This window comes from Brevibacillus choshinensis (genome assembly GCF_001420695.1).
GTDB classification, from domain to species: Bacteria; Bacillota; Bacilli; order Brevibacillales; family Brevibacillaceae; genus Brevibacillus; species Brevibacillus choshinensis.
Window position 1 is genome coordinate 98,117 of sequence record NZ_LJJB01000010.1, and the last position, 21,391, is coordinate 119,507.

General features: G+C 49.2%; 17 protein-coding genes. 3 read left to right on the forward strand and 14 right to left on the reverse strand.

What is annotated here, in order from left to right; genetic code table 11:
• Positions 1-72 precede the first annotated feature (72 nt).
• The 9 genes from AN963_RS10845 to dpaL all read right to left on the reverse strand — a co-directional run bounded on the left by AN963_RS10845 (position 73) and on the right by dpaL (position 11,720).
• Positions 73-795, reverse strand: coding sequence for a HoxN/HupN/NixA family nickel/cobalt transporter (locus AN963_RS10845; RefSeq protein ID WP_055746248.1), 723 nt, complete (start codon positions 793-795; stop codon positions 73-75).
• Positions 796-1,037: 242 nt separating this feature from the next.
• Positions 1,038-2,036 (reverse strand): agmatinase family protein, encoded by a 999-nt coding sequence (locus tag AN963_RS10850; protein WP_055744623.1) that lies wholly within the window; start codon positions 2,034-2,036, stop codon positions 1,038-1,040.
• Entirely contained in the window at positions 2,033-3,307 is a 1,275-nt protein-coding gene (hutI, locus tag AN963_RS10855; RefSeq protein WP_055744624.1) for an imidazolonepropionase, read from the reverse strand. Before hutI ends, AN963_RS10850 begins: the two co-directional genes overlap by 4 nt.
• A 5-nt stretch (positions 3,308-3,312) precedes the next feature.
• The gene (gene hutU, locus AN963_RS10860; protein WP_055746249.1) at positions 3,313-4,983 is read right to left on the reverse strand and encodes a urocanate hydratase; all 1,671 of its coding nucleotides are present in this window, start codon (positions 4,981-4,983) and stop codon (positions 3,313-3,315) included.
• A gap of 167 nt (positions 4,984-5,150) precedes the next feature.
• Positions 5,151-6,647 carry a response regulator transcription factor gene (locus tag AN963_RS10865; protein ID WP_055744625.1) on the reverse strand — a complete coding sequence of 499 codons (1,497 nt, stop codon included), beginning with the start codon at positions 6,645-6,647 and terminating at the stop codon, positions 5,151-5,153.
• Between the two features lie 84 nt (positions 6,648-6,731).
• Positions 6,732-7,295: a signal peptidase I gene (gene lepB, locus AN963_RS10870; RefSeq protein ID WP_055744626.1), complete on the reverse strand. Its 564-nt coding sequence runs from the start codon at positions 7,293-7,295 to the stop codon at positions 6,732-6,734.
• 124 nt (positions 7,296-7,419) lie between these two features.
• Complete coding sequence (locus AN963_RS10875; protein WP_236707948.1) at positions 7,420-9,234, reverse strand: sigma 54-interacting transcriptional regulator; 1,815 nt, start codon at positions 9,232-9,234, stop codon at positions 7,420-7,422.
• Between the two features lie 54 nt (positions 9,235-9,288).
• The gene (locus AN963_RS10880) at positions 9,289-10,446 is read right to left on the reverse strand and encodes an ArgE/DapE family deacylase (RefSeq protein ID WP_055744627.1); all 1,158 of its coding nucleotides are present in this window, start codon (positions 10,444-10,446) and stop codon (positions 9,289-9,291) included.
• Positions 10,447-10,484: 38 nt separating this feature from the next.
• Positions 10,485-11,720, reverse strand: a complete 1,236-nt coding sequence (gene dpaL / locus AN963_RS10885; protein ID WP_083496910.1) for a diaminopropionate ammonia-lyase — start codon at positions 11,718-11,720, stop codon at positions 10,485-10,487.
• 413 nt (positions 11,721-12,133) lie between these two features.
• Here dpaL and AN963_RS10890 point away from each other — a divergent pair, with 413 nt between their 5' ends.
• Complete coding sequence (locus AN963_RS10890; protein WP_236707949.1) at positions 12,134-12,661, forward strand: CPBP family intramembrane glutamic endopeptidase; 528 nt, start codon at positions 12,134-12,136, stop codon at positions 12,659-12,661.
• A gap of 96 nt (positions 12,662-12,757) precedes the next feature.
• On the opposite strand, the gene AN963_RS10895 is transcribed toward AN963_RS10890, so the two are convergent.
• On the reverse strand, positions 12,758-13,129 hold the full coding sequence (locus tag AN963_RS10895) for a YmaF family protein (RefSeq protein ID WP_055744629.1): 372 nt from the start codon (positions 13,127-13,129) through the stop codon (positions 12,758-12,760).
• Between the two features lie 239 nt (positions 13,130-13,368).
• On the opposite strand from AN963_RS10895, the gene AN963_RS10900 reads away from it, so the two are divergent.
• Together AN963_RS10900 and AN963_RS10905 are read left to right on the forward strand one after the other, a co-directional pair.
• Positions 13,369-14,151, forward strand: a complete 783-nt coding sequence (locus AN963_RS10900; RefSeq protein ID WP_055744630.1) for a glycoside hydrolase family 16 protein — start codon at positions 13,369-13,371, stop codon at positions 14,149-14,151.
• Positions 14,152-14,251: 100 nt separating this feature from the next.
• Entirely contained in the window at positions 14,252-15,037 is a 786-nt protein-coding gene (locus tag AN963_RS10905) for a carbohydrate deacetylase (protein WP_055744631.1), read from the forward strand.
• Between the two features lie 46 nt (positions 15,038-15,083).
• On the opposite strand, the gene AN963_RS10910 is transcribed toward AN963_RS10905, so the two are convergent.
• The 4 genes from AN963_RS10910 to AN963_RS10925 are packed head-to-tail and all read right to left on the reverse strand — an operon-like array spanning position 15,084 to position 21,389.
• Positions 15,084-16,763 carry an asparagine synthase-related protein gene (locus tag AN963_RS10910; protein WP_055744632.1) on the reverse strand — a complete coding sequence of 560 codons (1,680 nt, stop codon included), beginning with the start codon at positions 16,761-16,763 and terminating at the stop codon, positions 15,084-15,086.
• Positions 16,764-16,794: 31 nt separating this feature from the next.
• The gene (locus AN963_RS10915) at positions 16,795-18,489 is read right to left on the reverse strand and encodes an asparagine synthase-related protein (RefSeq protein WP_055744633.1); all 1,695 of its coding nucleotides are present in this window, start codon (positions 18,487-18,489) and stop codon (positions 16,795-16,797) included.
• Between the two features lie 40 nt (positions 18,490-18,529).
• Positions 18,530-20,173 (reverse strand): asparagine synthase-related protein, encoded by a 1,644-nt coding sequence (locus tag AN963_RS10920; RefSeq protein ID WP_055744634.1) that lies wholly within the window; start codon positions 20,171-20,173, stop codon positions 18,530-18,532.
• A 43-nt stretch (positions 20,174-20,216) separates the two neighbouring features.
• A complete protein-coding gene (locus tag AN963_RS10925; protein WP_055744635.1) occupies positions 20,217-21,389 on the reverse strand; it encodes a glycosyltransferase family 4 protein in 1,173 nt (390 codons plus the stop codon).
• Between the last annotated feature and the right edge of the window lie 2 nt (positions 21,390-21,391).

Genomic DNA, 21,391 nt, shown 5'->3' on the forward strand with positions numbered 1-21,391 from the left:
TGAAAACACTTTCATCGTTTCATAAAAAAGCACCGGATTCCTAAAGACATCCGGCCTCTTTTATTCTTGCCTTCAGACAGCTTGCATCCACATCTGAAACAGCCCTTCCGATATTCCCAGGTTGTACATATAATAGCATCCGAAAGCGACGCTGATGATGCCTGTAATCCGGGTTAATGCGGCATTCAGGCTGATGTTCCTCGCGCTGAGCACAAAAGGAATTCCAATGATGGTCGTGCACAACAGCATTCCCACAATGGTCCCAGCACCGAAAACCAGAATGTACAGGAGACCCTCCCACTCCGTTTGTACGGTAGACATGGTCAAAAGCACCATAGCCGCACTTCCAGCCAATCCGTGAACCATGCCGATAAAGGCTGACTTGGCAAAGGACGTCTTTCCTTTCTCATGACTAGAATCCTCACGCTGTCCTGCCGAGTGTAAGTGATGATGCGAATTTCCATGATGAGCGTGACTGTGCAACTGAATTTTCCCTTTTCGTAACGAAACAATACTGGTCAACCCGAGGTAAACGAGCATGATTCCGACGATAAATTCCAAGGACATGGCCCATGTCTCCGGAATGGCACCCTTCATAAAAATCAACAGCATCCCTACGACTAGCAGAGTCAAGGTATGACCGCTCCCCCAGAAGACTCCAGCCAACGAAGCCTTACCGAGTTTTTTCGTATGACTCGCAATCGTGGATACGGCGATCACGTGATCTGGCTCCATCGCATGTTTGATCCCCACGACAAAACCAATAGACAATACGGTAAGGAAACTCGCTTCCATAGTACACCCGCTTTCCTCTTGTTTTCTCTGGCACTGCACTCCAATAAACAGCCTGTTCCAAGCGACCTTTATCTTCATCACTGTCGTGGTGACGATCTCTTTGGCTTTCGATTCGAGCATCCGCTCCTGTCGAACAATCAGGAGTATGTCTGATTTTACCATGGCTCACCAACCTTTTCGCAAGATTTTTTGTCTTGTCCACAACAAAAAGAAACCGCCTTTTCAGGCGGTTTCTCTGTCTTTCACTTCAATCTTTGCTTGTACCCTGTCAAAAAAGAAAGCATCACATGGACTGCTGTTTTGACCGTCGCTTCTCCCCGGTCTTTGAAAGGATCGAGGCAAACCATATCCATCGCTTTCACTTTGTAGCACAAGCCTGCGACATGCACCGCTTCGAACAGCTCATCACTGCTCATCCCGCCAGGTGTCGATGCGGGAACACCAGGACCATAGCTGCTATCGAGGACATCCATATCCACAGTCAAATAAATCGCATCCACTCGTTGGCTGAGCGACTCCAGTGCTTCCTTGACCGTTTGCGCGACACCTTGTTTGCGTGCTTCTCGCAGCGTCGTATAACAAACGCCCACTTCATCGGCATATGTCTTGAGCGAACGCGCATTGAAAAATCCGTGCAGACCTATATTGTGGACATCCTCGCCCTTGACTGTTCCACTTTCAATCAAGTTGCGTACAGGAGTGCCGTTGGAAGGCCCGTTATCAGCTAAATCACGCAGATCAAAATGCGTGTCGAGCTGCAGGATACCGACTCGGTCATGTGGATGAGCATCCTTGTAGCCTTTGATCAGCATCGCTGTAATCGAGTGATCGCCGCCCATCATCACAGGAAGTACCTGCGGATGATGGGTGCGCATCGCCTGCATCGCTTCTCGAATATTTTGGTGGCACCGGGCAATATCCGTGACGTGCTGACGGACATCGCCCAGATCGACCACGCGCATCTCACTCAGGTCGACATCATGATCCAGATTGTAGGTCGTAAAATACTTCCACGCCCGTCGCATCGCATCCGGATTTTCACTGGCAGCAGAAGCCGAGATGGACGAGCGTGACAGAGGTATCCCTAGAATGGTTGCATCCACAGCCGACCAATCGGTTTGATCCGCATGCGCCACTTCCAGCGTTTCGATCCATTCGTTTACTTTTGGTTCCGCAGGAGCAGCGCTTCTGTCCCAGGCAAAGCTGGGAGGCTTCAGAAGAGGATAGGGGTAGCTCTTCACACCAATGCCCCTCCCGACACAACGACCGCACCTTTTTTGATCACGGTATGTACGTGGTTCACCCCATACCGATACTGTAGAGTCATAAAGTCTGGTACATCAAAAACCGTAATATCTGCACGTTTGCCTACCTCGATACTACCGATCTCATGAGCACGCTTGATCGCGTGAGCTGCATTAATGGTTGCTGCTGTAAGCACTTCTGCCGGTGTCATCCCCATTTTGAGGCAACCAAGGTTCATGACGAGTGGCATCGATACGGTTGGCGAAGATCCTGGATTGCAATCCGTAGAAATGGCGACAGCTACTCCCGCATCGATCATTTTGCGTCCATTTGCAGACTCCGCCATCAAGAAAAAGGCTGTTCCCGGTAAGAGGACCGCGATGACACCTGCCTCAGCCATTCGCTGAATACCGTGATCCGATGCGCGCAGCAAATGGTCAGCAGATACCGCTCCGATCGTTGCAGCCAATTCCGCGCCTTCGTACGGCTCGATTTCATCCGCATGAATCTTCGGCAAAAGCCCGTGTAAGACACCCGCTTCCAAGATGCGACGCGACTGCTCCGGAGTAAATACCCCCCGCTCGCAAAAGACGTCGTTGAACTCAGCAAGCTTGCGGCGGGCCACTTCCGGGATCATCTCCTGGATCACCAGATCGACGAAAGCATCCGGATTCTCCCGGTAATCCTTAGGGACGGCATGCGCTCCCATAAAAGTACTGACGAGATCGACCGGGTGTTCTTCGTGCAATTGCTTTGCCACTTCGAGCTGTTTGATTTCATCCTCTAGCGTCAGACCATACCCACTTTTCGCTTCGACAGTTGTGACCCCATGTAAAAGAAACAGGTCGAGACGCTTCTTGCTTTCCGTATACAGCTGCTCATGAGAAGCATTTCGCGTGGCAGCCGTCGTGGCGTGAATCCCTCCACCGTTGTTCATGATCTCCATATAAGTAGCGCCACCCAGCCGCATGTTGAATTCATTTTGGCGAGTGCCAGCATGCACCAGATGAGTGTGTGGATCGATCAGCCCTGGCGTTACCAAGCGTCCTGATGCATCGATCATCTCCGCTTCCGCTGCGCGGTCACGGTACACTTCCTCCATCTCCGCATCCGTTCCGACGCGCTCGATGCGACCATTTTCCAGCCAAACGCTACCGTCTTCGATGATCGACAATTCATTCATTCGTCCACCCACGACTGGCGAGGAAGAACCGCCAGCCAGCGTGACGAGCTGGCTAGCGTGGCGAATCCAAACGGGTCTGGTCATTGAGATCACTCCTCCATCATCGGGATGTGTACACCTTTTTCTTTTGCTGTCTGGATCGCCAAGTCGTAGCCTGCATCCACGTGACGGACGACGCCCATGCCTGGATCTGTCGTCAGTACTCGCTCAAGGCGCTTCGCTGCTTCAGGAGTACCATCCGCCACAATCACCATTCCTGCATGCAGTGAATAGCCCATGCCGACACCTCCGCCGTGGTGCACCGATACCCAGCTAGCTCCACCTACCGCATTTACCATTGCATTGAGGATCGGCCAGTCTGCCACCGCATCGCTACCGTCCTTCATCGCTTCTGTCTCGCGATTCGGAGACGCTACCGAGCCCGAGTCCAGATGATCGCGCCCGATGACGATTGGAGCGCTCAGCTCGCCACGTGCGACCATGTCATTTATGATTTTTCCGAAACGCGCACGCTCCCCATAGCCGAGCCAGCAAATACGCGAAGGCAAGCCCTGGAACTGAATACGTTCCTGCGCCATGCGAATCCAATTGCACAGATGCGTGTTATAGGAAAACTCTCGGAGGATGACTTCGTCTGTTTTATAAATATCTTCCGGATCACCGGACAGTGCTACCCAGCGGAAAGGACCTTTTCCTTCGCAAAATTGTGGTCGGATGTATGCGGGAACAAAGCCTGGGAAACGGAACGCGTCTTCTACCCCTTCGTTTTTCGCCACTTGCCGAATGTTGTTGCCGTAGTCAAACGTGACGGCTCCTTTTTCCTGCATGGCCAGCATGGCACGAACGTGCTCGGCGATGCTCGCTTTCGAACGCACCTCGTACTCTTTGGAATCACGAACGCGCAGCTCTGCCGCTTCCTCCAGGCTCATGCCGATGGGAATATAACCATTCAACGGATCGTGTGAAGACGTCTGATCTGTCAAGACATCCGGGATAAAGTCACGAGCCAGCATTGCGTTCAGTACTTCAGGTGCATTGCCTAACAAGCCGATGGAAATTCCTTTTTTCTCCTCCTTGGCTGTTTGTGCCAATCGGATAGCTTCACCCAAGTTATCAGTCATCACATCAAGATACTTGGTGTCCAAACGACGCTGGATCCGGGTCGGGTCGACTTCGATGTTGATGCTGACGCCACCGTTCAAAGAAACCGCTAGTGGCTGTGCGCCCCCCATTCCACCCAAGCCTGCCGTGACGGTGATCGTACCGGCCAACGTTCCCTCAAAGTGCTGACGACCCAGCTCAGCGAACGTCTCATACGTTCCTTGCACAATGCCTTGGCTGCCGATGTAAATCCAGCTACCAGCCGTCATCTGTCCATACATCATCAGGCCTTTTTTATCGAGCTCATGGAAATGCTCCCACGTCGCCCATGCAGGGACAAGGTTGGAGTTTGCCAGCAATACGCGAGGTGCATCTGTGTGTGTTTTGAAAACCGCAACTGGTTTGCCAGACTGAACCAAGAGCGTTTCGTCACTCTCTAGATTTTTCAATGTTTTGACAATAGCATCAAAACAATCCCAGTTACGAGCTGCCTTACCAATCCCACCGTATACGACCAGATCTTCCGTCCGCTCGGCGACATCCGGGTTGAGGTTGTTCAACAGCATGCGCAATGCTGCTTCCTGCACCCAGCCTTTCGTGTGCAGTTTCGTACCGGAGAAGTCTTGAATCATCTGTTGAATCGTTTGCGTTTGTGTCATTGTCATCTTGTCCACCTTCTTTTCTCCAGAATCTTTCTTACTCTCAGTATAGAAAAGAAAAAAAGTACAAAAAAGGCACCTCCCTTTCGAAATGGTGCCAGTTCTTTCGATGAAAGAGGAGCAACCAACGGTCATTGCCCCGAATGATCACTCTTTTTTTTCGATTTCTATACTTTTTTTTGATTTCGCAATAAACGAGGGGTTGTCCCCGTTTTTTCCTTAAAAATTTTGCTGAAATAATTCGGGTTTACAAATCCAGTGCGCATAGCCACCTCTTGAACAGACAAAGAAGTTTCCAGCAAAAGCCGCTGTGCTTCCTTCATTCGTAAATTATTCAGTAATTGACGGAACGATATGCCTTGTCTTTTACTCAACAGGGTACTAAAGTAGGCAGGGCTCCGATCCACATGACGCGCTACGTCTTCCAGTCGCAAATCTGGATCGGTGTAGCGACCTTCTATATAGCGGATCGCCAGCTCGATCAAATCTACTCGAGCCTCTTCCTTTTGGTGATGAACCGAGTCAATCAGCGAGTAAATAAACAGCAGCAGCTCCTGCACGATCCGATACAAGATCGGGGAATACAGGATCGTCTCGAATACGCGGTGGTAGCCTTCTTCTACCTTCCCGTGATCCAATCCATGCGCCTTCATGTATCGCCTCACCTGCGCCAAAATACTGGTTAGTCGAATACGCAGCAACCCTGGCTCCGGATATGGCTCTTCCTTGTAAAAGAATTGACGGTACATCCATTGCTTGAGCTCTTCCTTATTTCCATCGTGAAGCATATCGATCCAGGATCTCTGCTCCGAAGGACTCAAGAAGGGATCTATCATCGTCCAAGCGATGCGATTCCTGACAACGGAGACTTGGCGGTAGCCTTTAAAGAAACGAATGTGCAGAGCTTGGCTCGCATCGATATACGTTTGGTTCAAATCCTCCAGAGGGGTATCGGAATGGTACATGACCAGTGACAGTGGATCGTCAAAAGTGGCTTCCCAATCCCGAAGCAGTCTTTTTCCCACTTGTTGTAGATGTGGCAAGGGATCCGAATCCTCCACAGAAAAAATCCCGACAATCGCGTCGCTCAACGGAAGCAAAATCGGCGGTTCACGAAATGGGTACGCTTCCAAGAAACGCAAAAGCTCCGGGTGTCGATTGGAATCTTCCAGTTGGGCAAGTAAAAGTGGGTATGGCCTTGACGACTTTTGCTTGGGAAAAAACAACTCCAGATAAGAAACCGGATCGACTCCGCCCGCCTTGCCTTGCGCCTCACACCCGACCATCTTGCCATCGTTTCTTTCCTGGCAATACCTCGTCAGGACCCGCCTGATCGTCTCCGGCGTCTGTGGTTTCAGCCACAGGTCACGTGCATTCAGCTCGATCCCTTGCATCGCTCGCTCGAAAGTCGCTTCCGCCGTCATGACCAGGACGAGCGGTCGATATTGCTCGACCAGTAGCTTGAGCGTTTCCCACTCTCCACGTCCGATCATGTCTAATTCCAGGCAAAGCACATCAGGCCTATGGGACTCCATGCATTCAATGACTTCTGCCATTGTAGCTGCCGCATAGGCCTGATCGTATGGGATGGCGCAGCTCGTAATTAACCAGCCGATTCCGATTCGTTCATTGGCATCACGGTCCGCGATCAAGATGCTGGGCATGCAGAACCCTCCTTTACTTTGGCAGAAGATTGCGACATACGATTCAAAAACAAAGGTTGCCCACGTTCGGACAACCCTCGTTTATTACGATGTAAATGGATTTTCGATCATCGTTCCCATCACGTGATCGACCGGGATGAAACCAATCTCCCGGGAATCCGTGCTATGGTTGCGGTTGTCCCCCATCACAAAGATGTGATTTGCTGGGACTGTCATTTTACCATCCGCTACATAATCCATCGTTTCTTTGATATACGGCTCGTTCAATGCTTTTCCATTCCGGTAGACCTTGCTATCTTTAAATTCCAATACATCACCTGGTTTGCCAATGACACGCTTGACGTACATGGAATGGTCATCTCCTGTGCCTGTCAGCATACCCACAAGCGGATGACTCGTCACATCGTCCAGGAAGGAACGATTTCTTTCTACGCGACTGTCAATCACGACGATGTCACCATAATTCGGCAAATAGTTGAACGTATGGGCTAGTTTACTCACGTATATGCGCTGTTGGTCTTGCAGGGTCGGATCCATGGAATGACCATCCACCTTGTATGGCTGGAACACAAAGATTCCGAGGACCAGGGCGAAGATGACAGCAAATCCAATAGAACGGACCCATCCTACGATCTCTCTTAATTTCATGTGTCTATCCTCCCTCCAGTATGAAAAATCGCATTGCTAGAGTCATGATACCACAAAAAGAGCGCCAATCCAAAAAGGTTGGCTATCACGTAGCCAACCACAAGGGAAATACAGTGTTGTTAATTTACGGTAGATTGTGTTCCTTGATTTTGCGAAACAAAGTGGCACGGCTGATCCCCAAAAGACGCGCCGCATCCTCTTTACTCTGATTGGCTAGCGAAACCACCTTCAATGCTTGGCGAATCGCTGCTCGCTCTCTGTCTTTCAGATTCAGTAATTCGTCCAGCGGAACAACCGCCTCCGCTTCTTCTACTCCCACACCTTGTTCTTTCTTGGCAGGAATGGAGATCCGTTCAGGCTGGATCAACAAGGTCGACTCCAGATTCACCGCGTACTCGATCACGTTGGCCAGTTCCCGTACATTCCCCGGCCAATCATGATGAAACAGCATGGCCTGCGCCTCTTGGGTAAAGCCTCGTAGATCTTTGCCCAGCCGTTCCCCGTGTGCACGCAGAAAACCATTTGCCAGTGTCAAAATGTCTTCTCGACGCTCCCTCAGGGATGGTAGGTGGATAGGAATGACATGCAAGCGATAGTACAAATCGGTCCGAAATGAACCCTCAGCGACTAATTGCTCCAGATTGCGATGGGTCGCAGCAATGATTCGCACATCGACACTGATCGCCCGTCCCGCTCCGCCTACCCTCGCGATCTGTTTCTCCTGCAAGACTCGCAGCAGCTTGACCTGCAGATGGGCAGACATATCTCCTATTTCATCGAGAAAAAGCGTCCCTTTATCGGCTGCCTCAAATAAGCCTCTTTTTCCACCTTTGCGAGCCCCGGTGAATGCGCCATCCTCATAGCCGAACAGTTCGCTCTCCAGCAGCTGCTCCGGGATCGCCGCACAATTGATGGAGACAAACGGGCCTTTCTTTCGATGTCCAGCCTGATGAATGGCATCGGCAAAAAGCTCCTTGCCCGTGCCGCTCTCTCCTGTCAACAAGACGGTGGAATCACTCGTTGACACCTGCCTCGCCACATCAATTGCCTGTGTAATTGCCGGACTGGTGCCCACAATTTGTGAAAAAGCGTCTTCATGCTGGAAGCCTCCGACCTGTCTGGCAATCGCTACGACTTCATGCACATCATCCAGGATGATGACCCACTCTCTCGTCGTACCTGCTAGCTGGATCGGTTTGATTGAAAACAAAAACTCTTTGTCCGAATTACCGACGTGCAGCACGACCTTTTGCGGTGTCACCCCTGTGTCCACTGCCTGACGAATAGCCTGGATCCACTGCGTCTCTTGCTCTGTATTTCTTCTATTGTCATTTTCGGAAGGATCAGCAATCCCCAGATAGTGGCGAGCACGCTGATTGGCCTGAACGATCCGGTCGGATTGATCCACAGTCAGCATAGCCTTGTCTAGATCATCCATAACGATACGCAGTTTTTCCAGCGTCAGCTGTTGCTCGACGTAGGTGAGGTGCTCCTTTAGTTTACTGGCAATCAGCTCCGCCATCTTTTGTAAAAAGGGCAGGATGGCATCGACATCCGCAAATAAGCGTTGTCGCTGCTCCTGATCAAAGGCGAGCAGCCCGATGACTCCTACATTCCTGCCATCCAACGTGATCGGGCAGCATATTTCTCCCGTCTCCTCGCAATTGCCGAAATGCGTGCAGGGTCGACAACGCTCATCTGCACCGGGATTCATAATGACCACTGGCCGCCCATCAAACAAAGACGCTCGGTACACATGGTCTTCTCCCGCCATCGTACGCAGGATTCCTGCCTCTGTCCGTCCCGTACCGGCAATCCGCATCAAGTTATGATCGGCAATTTCCACCTCTACCCGCAATGCGGAGGCCATCGCCGAGGCGATCTGTTGTACACTTTCCTGTATCTCATGCAAGGGCATACGGATTCCCCTCTCACTCATGCCTATGCCTCCATTATACCGTGGTTGCAGGGGAACCTCGTCTCCAAATTTCCATTAGCCACAATATTCACAAATCGTTTCCGCCAAGATATGTGCCATATCTACGAGGCTATCCGTTTCCACGTATTCCACCGCCCCGTGCAAGCCTGCTCCCGTTGGTCCAAACAGTACGGTAGGAATCCCTGCCTCCTGGATCAGAGCGGCATCCGTCCATCCGGAAAAGCCAGTAATTCCAGGAGAGCGCCCCAAGCGGTTGCGGCAAGCAGCTTCCAACGTGCCGAAGATCTGCTCTTCTGTGGAAACTTCGTACGGCTCCCTCCAGAAAAAGAGTTCGGCACTTGCCTGAAAGCTCTCATCCTCTACGTGGAGCTTTTGCAAAATCGCCTCTACTTCCTGCGCCACTTCTTGCTCAGTCTCACCTGGTATCGTCCTGCGTTCCCAATCCAGACGGCAATAATCCGGATAGGTGGACAATTCCGTTCCCCCTTGTATCAACGATGCATGAACGGAGGGTGAGCCTAAGATAGCATGCTGCTTTTCCTTCAGCTTTTGAGAGAGTCGATCCAGCTCCTGAAGTACCCTGCCAGCATGAACAATAGCATCCACACCCTCTGCCGGGCGACTACCATGTGCTGACTTACCCTTAACCTCGCAGCTCACCCAGGCAAAGCCTTTGTGTACGACGCCAATATCCAAATCGGACGGTTCGCATACGATGGCTGCGTCAGCACGATACTCTTTGACCAGAGCCTCCGTCCCGATGCTCTTGTACTCTTCATCTGCCACGAACGTGAGAATAACATCGCCTGCCAAAGGCACCTTTGCCCGGTTGATCGCTTCGACCGCTGCAATCATCGCTCCCAGACTGCCTTTCATGTCCTGACTGCCGCGTCCGTATATTTTGCCGTCCTCATGCGTCGGCTCGAATGGTCCGATTGCCATCCGTTTGGCACTCACGGTATCCATATGGCCGTTCAAGAGAAGCGATTTTCCTTTGCCACTTCCTCGCAGAATACCGATGACATTGACGGCCGTCTCATTGATTGGCACGAGTCGTACTTCCAATCCACTTTCTAGGAGTCGTTTCTTGATAAATTCAGCGATCTCCTTTTCGCCTGGACCATCTGCGTCCAGATATGGATTCACCGAATCAATCCGAATGAGATCCTGTACCAAAGAAACCAATTCATCGCGTTCAATCGTTATATGCATGTGCTCGCCCTCCCGTTTCATTCGATAATCGACTGTAGTTATACGCTAGGCCAGGCTCCTTCCCAGACAATGCGCCTGTATTGCTCCTTGTCGGTGTCGCCCTCCGTACTAAAACAGAGGATGACCGAATCTTCACGGATTCTCAGCTGTTCTTTCAGAAGCCTGCCTTCTTCCTTTTGCAGGATTGCCGCCAATAACCCCAAACCAATTGCCCCGCTCTCGCCGCTTACAATCTTGGGATCACTACCAGACGGAGCGGCCAGTATCCGCATCCCTGTTGCCGCCACATGGTCGGGACAGCTCACAAACGCATCTGCATAATCACGCAAGATGTCCCACGCCAGCGGATTCGGCTCTCCGCATGCCAGGCCCGCCATGATCGTCTGTAAATCACCTGAAACGACATGAGGCTCTCCGTCTCCGCTCGTAGCGGATATGTACATACAAGCTGCAGCATGAGGCTCTACAATTACGGTTACCGGATAGTCTGAACCGAGCTGTTGAACAAAGTATCCGAGAACGGCACCCGCCATCGAGCCTACCCCTGCTTGTAAAAACAGATGAGTGGGCTTTTTTTCGGGGAGTTGCTCCGACAGCTGTCGGATGGCTTCCGCTGCCATCGTCGTATAGCCTTGCATAATCCAAGCCGGGATCTTTGTGTACCCATTCCACGCGGTATCCTGCACCACCTGCCAGCCTCGCTCGCGTGCCACTTTTTCAGAGAGACGAACCGCCTCATCATAGTTTCCGTTAATGACATGGGCATCGGCACCCACCTCGCGGATCGCAGCGACTCGCTCCTGTGACGAGCCTTTTGGAAGATAGACGACTGCCTGATGGCCAAGCTGTGCTGCTGCCCATGCAACTGCTCTCCCATGATTTCCATCGGTCGCGGTGACAAAGGTAACGGGTCCAATCTGCTGCCTCACTTCTTCTGAGCGAAGCGTGTCAAAATCGACTTGCTCTATCGAAAGACCCAGTCTTTCACATAAGTAGCACCCCATAGCATAAGCAGCACCTAGAACTTTAAAAGCATGGAGGCCAAATCGATGTGACTCATCTTTGACAAGCAGCTGCCCGACGCCAAGCTCCCGCGCTAATGACGGCAGAATGACTAGTGGAGTTGGCTCATAAATAGGAAAGGATTCGTGAAAAGCTTGGGCCAAACGACAGGCTTCCGTCGATAGAAAGGGCGGTAAGCGGTTGGCGTCGCCACCTGCATTCCTGACATTTCTTGCGTTTATCACAGCTCGAATCGTTTTTTCTTGTGGCATCTCGATACCTCCGACGTAGTGTCTTTCCACTCTCTTTCAGTAGCACGGAGCATGCCAGCGTATCCCACGCAGATTCAACCTTTATTTCGATTCCCCAGTCTCATTTCGAGATTTATTCGTCTCAAAATGAGATTTACGTATCACTTTGAGAATTTGCACACAATTGTATCGACCGAACAAAGGTACCACGAAAATTAGGTACTTCTACGATCAGATTGCTCCCGTTAGGATGATGGGTAGGCAGCACATGCCAAACTCTTCTTATTGGTGGCGATCCTATGTACCTTCTCCTCTTATTTCTAGGTCCAACGATTATGATTTTTTGTGGATTACAACTGTTTAGCAGCGTCCCGATCACATTTCTTCTCTTTTATAGCTGGCTTCTACTCGTGCCATTCCTGGATTTGCATTTCTTGCAGGGAAAACTTTGGCGTGACACCCTTTCTTACGTTGGTTTGGTTCTTCATCGCAAGAACTTGATCGTGGGCAGCATGTCCGGCGCACTTTTTCTCCTTGTGATCTTTTGGACTGGATCTCTTTTTCATCCTTTCCTCTTTCAACAAGACGACTTTACACAGCTGTTGGAGCGGTGGCATTTTTCCGGCAATCAAGCAGTATGGCTTATCGGAATCTTGATGTTCATTAATCCACTATTGGAGGAGCTTTACTGGCGAGGTTTTATGCATCAGAAGCTGGCGGAAAGCAGAAGACCCGCTACTGTCATTCTCCTTACTGCCTTTTTTTACAGCCTGTATCATTTGCTCTCTGTGATTCCTCTGTTCGCCTGGCCCTATCATGTTTTGATGGTCTTTCCCGTTTTTTTCGCAGGGATCGTTTGGGGTTATTTGCGACATCGGTACCGCACGATCTTTGGCTCCATGATCAGTCACATTCTGGCCGATGTCGGCATCATGATGGTCTATTTGTTTTTTCTGGTTTGATTCAAAATAGCAACCACACATGCAGAACGCCTTTCCAGGAAGACTCGGGTATCACGCTTTACTCCCGACGGTCATCACTTGAAAAGGCGTTTGTTTTTAAATGAGCGGTTTTTGGATCAGTGTTGCAAAAGTGAATACATGGACGTGCCCATCTTCAAAGGTCGTTGATCCTTTGACAAAATGGATGTGTTTCCCATTACCCACATGAATGGCAGGTCCAGTCGTAATCCGCACTTGATGGAAATGGTCGAAGAAATCCGTGTTGGTACGGATAATATGGACGTGACTGTTTCCTCTCCGGATCGCTTGCCCCGTCACCCCTGCGAAACGGTGGTTGTGCCTTTCATCGCCTTCTTCGGCGAGCTTGGTGCTACCAATGAACTCATGCACGTGTCTTTGAGTGGATACTGCAATACCCTTCCTCTTCAGCCTCCAGTTGAGGTTCTTCGCTGCTTTTTTTCTAACCATGAAGAGTACCTCCTTTCGATCGGAACTGAACTATCTTATGACAGAAGGGATAGACAAGTCTTAGACTGCTTACCCAACATTTTGAAAAAGGGCGATCACTCTGTTTGACTGTGCTTGGTTTTGGTAAAAATAGAAATGTTCATCTTCTTCGCACTAGTGGTAATTCAACCTTTCAAAATACAATTTGTTCGTTATAATGAATAGTAGAAACAAAACACTTTTATCCAAGGGGGTAATCCATGTTTGCCCGGCAACGGCTCGTTCTGTGGTTTCTTTTTATTTGCCTAGGAGCTCTTCTGTATGAGATTGTGAAAGAACGGTTGAATCATTACGAAAACCAGTGGACACTGGCTTGGAGCGATGAATTCGACGGCTCCACTGTGGATCGGTCTAAATGGAATGTGCTCGATGTCGCCTCCCCTCGCAACAACGAACTCGAATACTACACCCCGGAAGCCGTGTCAGTGAAAGACGGATTCCTCAGCATTCGCACAGATAAACGAAGCTATAAAGGATTGAATTACACATCGGGTGCGCTCGAAACGAGATTCAAGTATGATTTTCTATACGGTAAAGTGGAGATACACGCACGCCTTCCTAAGGGACAAGGGATCTGGCCTGCCCATTGGATGCCTCCGAGCGACCACGTTTCTCCTTATGAAATCGACATTATGGAAATGCTCGGACATGAGCCAAACAAAATCTACCTGACGCACCACTGGCTGGGATGGATCCCGAAGCAGTATACGGGTACTTACGTAGGTCCTGATTACTCGGAGGCATTTCATACCTTTACCGTTGAGTGGGAGCCAGGAAAAATCACCTGGTTCATCGATGGAATCGAGCGATACTCCTCTACCTCGCATGTCCAAAGCACGCCCGCCTATTTATACCTGAACACAGCTGTTGGAGGAAACTGGCCTGGTTCGCCAGATGAAACAACCGTGTTTCCTCAATTCCATGACATCGACTATGTCCGCGTCTATCAGAAACAAAAAGCCGTTGACTGGAAGTTCTGGTAGTCCTATAATAGATTCATATTGTTCTTATTAAAGAACGATTCTTCCTTCTGCCAACGCCCCTTTTCCGAAACCTTCTGCAAGAGAAATAGGAGTTGACTGTATGAAAATCATCATTAATGCGGATGATTTCGGCATGTCCCCTTCCACGGACGACGCTATCATCCAGACCTTTTCGATCGGTGCCCTTTCTTCCACAACGATCCTCGCGAATGGATCGAATTTCGAAGCCGCCTGCCAGAGAGCTCACGAGCAAAAATTGCGAAACTATATCGGGCTTCATATCAATTTGACAGAGGGCATGCCGTTGACAGATGACATCCGGGAATGCCCACGCTTTTGTGATGCCGATGGTTTTTTTCTCCCGAAGAACAACACGCTCCCTCACCTACTCCTCCCCATGAATGCGGATGAAAAAATGGCTCTGGTCAATGAGCTCCGAGCGCAAATCCGCCGATGTCGTCAACATGGCTTGCCACTCACACACGCTGATTCCCACAACCACGTACATACAGAAATCATGATCGGGACATTGATTATGGATGTTCTCAAAGAAGAAGATATTCCCTTCTTGCGTTTGACACGTAACATCGGTACTGACATGTCTGTAGTGAAAAAAGTATACAAGTCCCTCTACAACGGAATCCTGTCGTCAAAAGGACTGCGCGGGGTCAACTATTTTGGAGAATTTGAGGACATGATTGCCATCTACAAAAATGGCGGAAACCGGACTGGATCTGTAGAAATCATGTGCCATCCGGTTTTTTCTGAAAACGGCAATATCAACGATCTGTGCGGAGCCTCTATCACACAGCAGTTCCAGGAGCTCATCGCGCTTATCCCCGAAATGCAATTGACAACGTATGGCCAAACCAAGCAAGCCGGATGACAATACAAATGGGGCGAGATCCAAGTGATCCCGCCCCTTCTCCATGCTATACAGTCGCCACCGCCAAATTGCTAACCTGTAGATCTACCTGCTCTCCCCGCACGTCCTCTCCCTCGAGAAAGCGCATGAACAAGGCAATCGTCACCATGTTCCCCAAATGAGTATCCAGGATCTCACTCATCTTCAGCTGATTGTCCAAGATTCCTTCCTGCTTCAACAGGGCAATGGATTTTTGTGTCACTTGCATACCTCTGATTGTCCTGAACAATTCGGGGTGCTCCGGACTTTCCTGTAAATAAGTTTTATGGAAGAGCTTGCGGCCCAACACCTTCGTCGCTCTTCTCGTCCGATTACGAATGTATTTGATCATATCCTTCAGCATTTCCATCTTTTCATAAGAGACCGATATGCCGCCCTCAGCCGTACGGATTTTAGCAACGGGTGCGTTTAACTTCGTAATCATTTTCCGATGATACTGATTGAAAAAACGCTCCCTGCGCTTCAAGTGAAAGCCATACCTTACCAGATCATACTCCAGAAAAGGAGAGTAACAGCCAAATAGATGACTCGCCGCGGAAATAAACGTGCTAGCCACTGTTTTCATCCGAAAATGATAATAGATGCTGTCGTACGTTTTCGTATTCGTATCCAAGAGATAACATCCCAGCTTTTGGACCACCCGATCTTCGAAGCTGTCGTTCAACGTTTTGTATTCGCCCTCGAAATACGCGCTCTTGCACTTGATTTGCAGCATCCTCATCCGCAAAAAGCGGCGAATGTTTGCCTTTTTGCGTAAATAAAAGGGGAAGTCTTGCACCCACATATTTTCTTTGAAAAATTCCCCGCCGATACCGGAAATGACGAGATCAACTCCTCGCTCCTCCCGATTCTTGTGATGTGGCAAGGTTCGATAGTGCTTGAACAGATCGTTCATCCCATCGCACCATTCAAACAGTTCCGGAACGTTTTGCTCCAGTCGATCGACACACGGCACTGAAATATGCAGCTCGTGCTTGAGCGCTTTGGCGACATGCTTGGGAACCTCGACATCCTGGATCCCTTCCATGCCCGTGATAGCCGCCTCGAAGGGAACGCCATGATGATCGAGCAGCACACACACGAGCCGAGAATCTACACCACCTGTTAAATCCGCACTTACCTTCATCTGTTTAACAGACTGGCTGAACAATCGAAAAAATTCCATGACGTCTACGTTGGGACAAGCATCTTCTAGGGTTTCCAGTTCCTTGGAGAGGATTGTTTTTTTATGATTGCAAAGAACGATAATCTCATTACAGTCGATCTTGAAAATGCCATCCACCAGCGTGCGGTTATGGTAGATGCTCCCGAAATTCAGGAATTCAATAATGGATTCTTTGGACACCCGCTCCTTGCCATACCCACTTTGCCTCGCCAAAGTGAGAAAAGACGTCGAGACGACGGACTCCATGTGAAACGCCTCGAATGCCCCACTGTTATCAATGAACGCATAGTATATATCCGCTTGTTTGTCGTAGACTGTCAAAAAAAAGTGGCCCTTTAACATTTTGACAGCTGCTATCATGTTACTCATTCGGAGTTCTTCTACAAAAGCCATGACAGACTCGACTCCTGCCGCCACTCCCAGAATAAAGACAAAACCTTTCCAGCCAACGATATAGTTGGCATCCTCCCAGACCTGCTCTTTTGTTTGTAGTTGTGTAATGCCCTCACTCGTGATCAGCATGCATACTCACCCTGTTCTATCGAATAATTCACTACGAGTGGGAAAGAATCGACATCTGTCTCTCTCCCCAGAGACCGGCTTGCTGCCCTTTCGATTCTGTTTTCTTTCTGTCCAGAAAAAAGATCAATGTCGCTAATGAAATCAAATTTCCCAAATGCTGATTGTGTATCTGATCGATCGTCAAATCGGGATGCAGAATGTGAACCTCTTTTAACAGGCTCAATGACTCCTGGGTATGGCGAAGTTGTCTGATCGTCGTGAATAGCTCGGGATGCTCTGGGCTGTCTGACGTATAGCTTTTCTTGAGCACCTTCCTTCCCAGCATTTTCATCAGCCGTTTGGAATAACTGACCGCGTATTTTCGTACATCCTTTGCCACCTCCAGTCGATCGGTAGAGACAGAGATTCCGCCCTCTGATGTTCGGATTTTTGACACCTCGGGATTCAGATGAGTAATGATTTTGCGGTGAAAACGGTTGAAAATGCGCTCCCTTCTGTTTAATTGAAATCCATATCGAACGAGGTCTTCGTCCAGCAAAGGTGCGTATGTTGGCAGCACATGATTGGCGGCCGTCAAATATTTGCCCGCGATCGACTTCATCCGATAATGGTAGTAAATGTTGTCATACGTCTTGGTATTGGTCTCTAGCACGTAAGGGGAAAACTCATCTAGCATCTGCTTGGTAAGGGTTTGTTGGAGAGGAACAAACGAATCATCAAAATAGTGATGACCACAAGGGATAGGGAGAAACCGCGTATGGAAAAGACGACTCAGGTTTGCCTTTTTGCTGGCGTAGAAAGGAAAATCCTGAAGCCAGAAAAAGTCTTTGAACAATTCCCCTCCGATTCCGGTAATGGCAATTTCCATTCCTCGCTGGACGCGGCTCCTGTTATGTTGAAGGGTTCGATAGTGCCTAAGAAAATCGTTCAAGCCATCACTGATCCGAAACAGCTCTTCGACTTCCTCCTCCAGATGATCCAAGATCGGGTGGGTCACATGGAGAGAAACTCCAAATAAGCTAGCTACCTCTCTGGGTATATCCACATCCTGAATGCCTTCCCTACCCGAGATGGTCGTTTCAAAATCGACACCATAATAATGAAGCAAGACGCCGATCATCCTGGAGTCGATTCCACCCGATAAATCCACGCTAACCCGCTGATTACGCAGGGACTGGGATAGTTGCTGAAAAAACGCATGAAAATCTACGGCTGGCTGTGATTCATCATAGATGGGGGTGAGCTTTTTTTGTTTGACCATGACCTTTCGACGGTCGAACACGAGCAGTTCATTACTGTCGATTTTTCGAATCTCCTCGAAGAACGTTTTATTTTCAAACAAATGACCAAAATTGAGAAACTCCATAATCGCCTGACGGTTCATCTTGGTGATGTTCAGATTCTTGTGCCCGGCCAGCGTGAGAAAGGAACTGGATATGGCATCCTCCGTATAGAAAGCGTCGTGGCAACCGCTCGAATCGACGAAGCAGTAATACAGATTTAGTTGTTTGACTTTCATGACCATCAAGTAGCTACCTTTCAAATGCAGGACGTCCTGGTCCAAGTTCGACTCGGTAAAGAACGTCGCAAAATGCCGCACAGAAGGCAGCCCCGCCAAAACTCCCTGTATATACAAAAAGCCTTTCCAGTAAAAAACAGCCTTGTCGTTTTCCCAGCGGTGAAATCCGGAATCGTCTGTCGTTATCCCTTCACGCGTAAGTAACAAGTATACTCCCCCATTAGCTTGTAATCCGTTCCTTCCTGCATTAGGTGCCATGACACTGCCCTTTGTTAGAGTGAAGGAACTCCATAAAGAGAAAAAACGATAAGAAATGACTGAGATGGGCGTCATGGATATCTTGCAACTGAACATTCCCTTGCAAGATTTTTTCCTCCTTTAACAGCTCAATCGCATCCTTTGCTAACCGTGATTCCCGGATTCGATTGGTCAATTCCGGATGATCAGCAGGCTGCCTTGTATAAGAACCATGAAAGAGCCTTCGTTCGATCACTTTCATGAGACGAGTCCCTTTGTCCCACACATATTTTTGAATGTCTTTGCCAACTTCCCACTTGTCTGCCGACACGGAAATCCCGCCCTCTGATGTTCGAATTCTGGAGATGAGTGGATTCACTTTGGAGATCGTCTTGCGATGAAAGGTATTGAAAAACCGCTCTCGTCGCTTTAAATTGAAGCCGAATTGTACGAAGTCGAGCTCCATCATGGGAGCATAGCTGGGCAGCACACGGTTGGCTGCGGTGATAAAGCCACCACCAATGGTAGGGAGCTCATAATAGTAGTAGATGTTGTCATACGTTTTGGTGTTTGTGTCCATTTCATAGCGGGCCAGGTTATGTATCGTTCCGTTTTGCAGCTTTTGATTCGAGTCCGCATACTCCCCGGTAAAATAGTCGTTTTTGCACGGGATGGGGAGCATAAACATGGTGAACATGCGATCCAGCCGCGATGTTTTGCTCGTATAAAACGGGAAATCCTGCAACCATAATTCGTCTTTTAGAAATTCGCCGCCAATACCGCTCAAGGCAAGTTCGACGCCTCTTTTCACCCGATTTTGATTATGCTGAAACGACCGATAATGCTTGAAGACATCGTTTAATCCGTCACTGACCCGAAACACTTCCGGAATACTTTCCTCTAAGCCGTCAATACTGGGACGCGTCACATACAGCGATGTCCCCATGGCGGCAGCCACTTCCTTTGCGATCTCGACGTCCTCCATACCGTCCATCCCGGAAACAGTCGTTTCAAAGGGAACGCCAAAGTAATCCAAGAGGACCGCAATCAGTCGTGAATCTACTCCACCTGTCAAATCCACACTCAGTCGATACTCTTTGATGGACTGAGCAAACTTCTCGAAAAATTGGAGGTAGTCAAAATCACCTTTTCCCGCATCGATCGGAGCCAAATTTTTGGAGTGGACACTCTTCCCGTTCGGTCCAAAACGGATGATCTGGTTACGATCAATCCGGGAAATGCCCTCGATTAGCGTCTTATTGGAGAACACGTTTCCAAAGTTGACAAACTCCAGAACGGAATCTCGGTCTAGGCTAGAAGGAGTCACTCCCTGATAGGAGACTAGCTCTAAAAATGAAGTAGAAACTGCTGATTTTGAATGAAAGGCGGTAAACCCGCCATTATTGTCCGTAAAGCAGTTGTACTTGTGCGTCTGTTTTTCCTTCACCACCATAAAGAAGTGGCCCCTCAACGCCTTCAATGCACGATCGATTCCTTTCGACGCTACCAATCGAGAAAACTCTCGAACAGATGCAGCCCCGGGTGGGATTCCCAGCAAGTAGAGAAAACCTCTCCACCGGAAGGAATAATCCGGATTCTCCCACGATTGCAGATCACTCTCTACACTCCTCATTCCTTTCGCTGTCAACAGCAATTCCAACTTCCCCCTTCTTCTCCCTTAGTCCGTATGCCGCTTACTAGCCCAGAATGCCTCTCAGCTTTTGATTGTCAGCAATGATGATTCTCGCCTTGTTCACAAAGGAAACCTTCTTTGTCGCGTCCTTATTTAACTGGATGATTTTTTGAACAAACGTCTGCGGGTGGTTGACACAAAAATCTTCATCAAAAATGTCTTCAGAGTAACCGACCGTGCTTTCTTTGGTCGCCAGTACCGGGATACCCTTCATGATCCCCTCGAGTATCTTGATTTTCGCACCGCCACCCAGCGTGTTCGGGACGATGAGAAAATCACAGCTACGAATGTATTCGTCCACGGATTTGACAGCTCCGGTCACGACGATTTGCTCCGAGCGATATTTTTGAATCCGGGGACTGGGATCACGCCCGACTACGAATAGCCGGTAGCGATCATCAAGCTTGACGAGCTCCTGAAACACATTTTCGATGAACCAAACGGCCCCGACCACATTGGGGTACCATTCCATGCTGCCCAAGAGCAGCAGCTTGTAGGACGGCTGTTCTACGTGTTCTCTCTCTTTAATCGTCGGGTAATTGTAGTAGGGAGGAATCACGTGGATTTGACTGGCGGCTTTTCCCATGTCCGAAATGAGCTTTTTATCCTCCTCGGAAATGACCCAGATATCGTCAACCGCGTGAATCGCTTGATACTCCAGCCTTTTAATCCCTCGATTGAGTAGGCGCAATTTCCATTTATCTTTGCTCCGGGCCTGGTACCTGATTTCTTCTCGGGCGTTCAGATGCTCGATGTTATGTTGGATGAGCACGAGCTTGGTCCGCTTACGATCGACGTGCTTCATAATCGTTTCATATAGAAAATACATCCGTAAATGATCGAGAATGATGACATCATAGTGAGTCTGTGACAAGAGTTGATCCGCTTCATGAATCATTCTCTGTAAATATTTTTGGGTGCTATCACCATAGATGAGAATTTTCTTGTAGTTCTCCCATTTCGTCGGGTGATACGGAACCAGCCTTATCTGGCGAAAGAGTGTGGAATAGTAGCGATACTCATCGGTTTCGACATCTGTCTCGTCGTATTGGTAGGAGAGCACATCAAACGAGCTATCGGCACTGGTGATTCTCTCCAGAATACCGAGTGAGTAGATCGCATCACCAGAGTTGACTGGGAATAGCTTTCCCGCAATGTACAATACGTGTTTTCCCATAG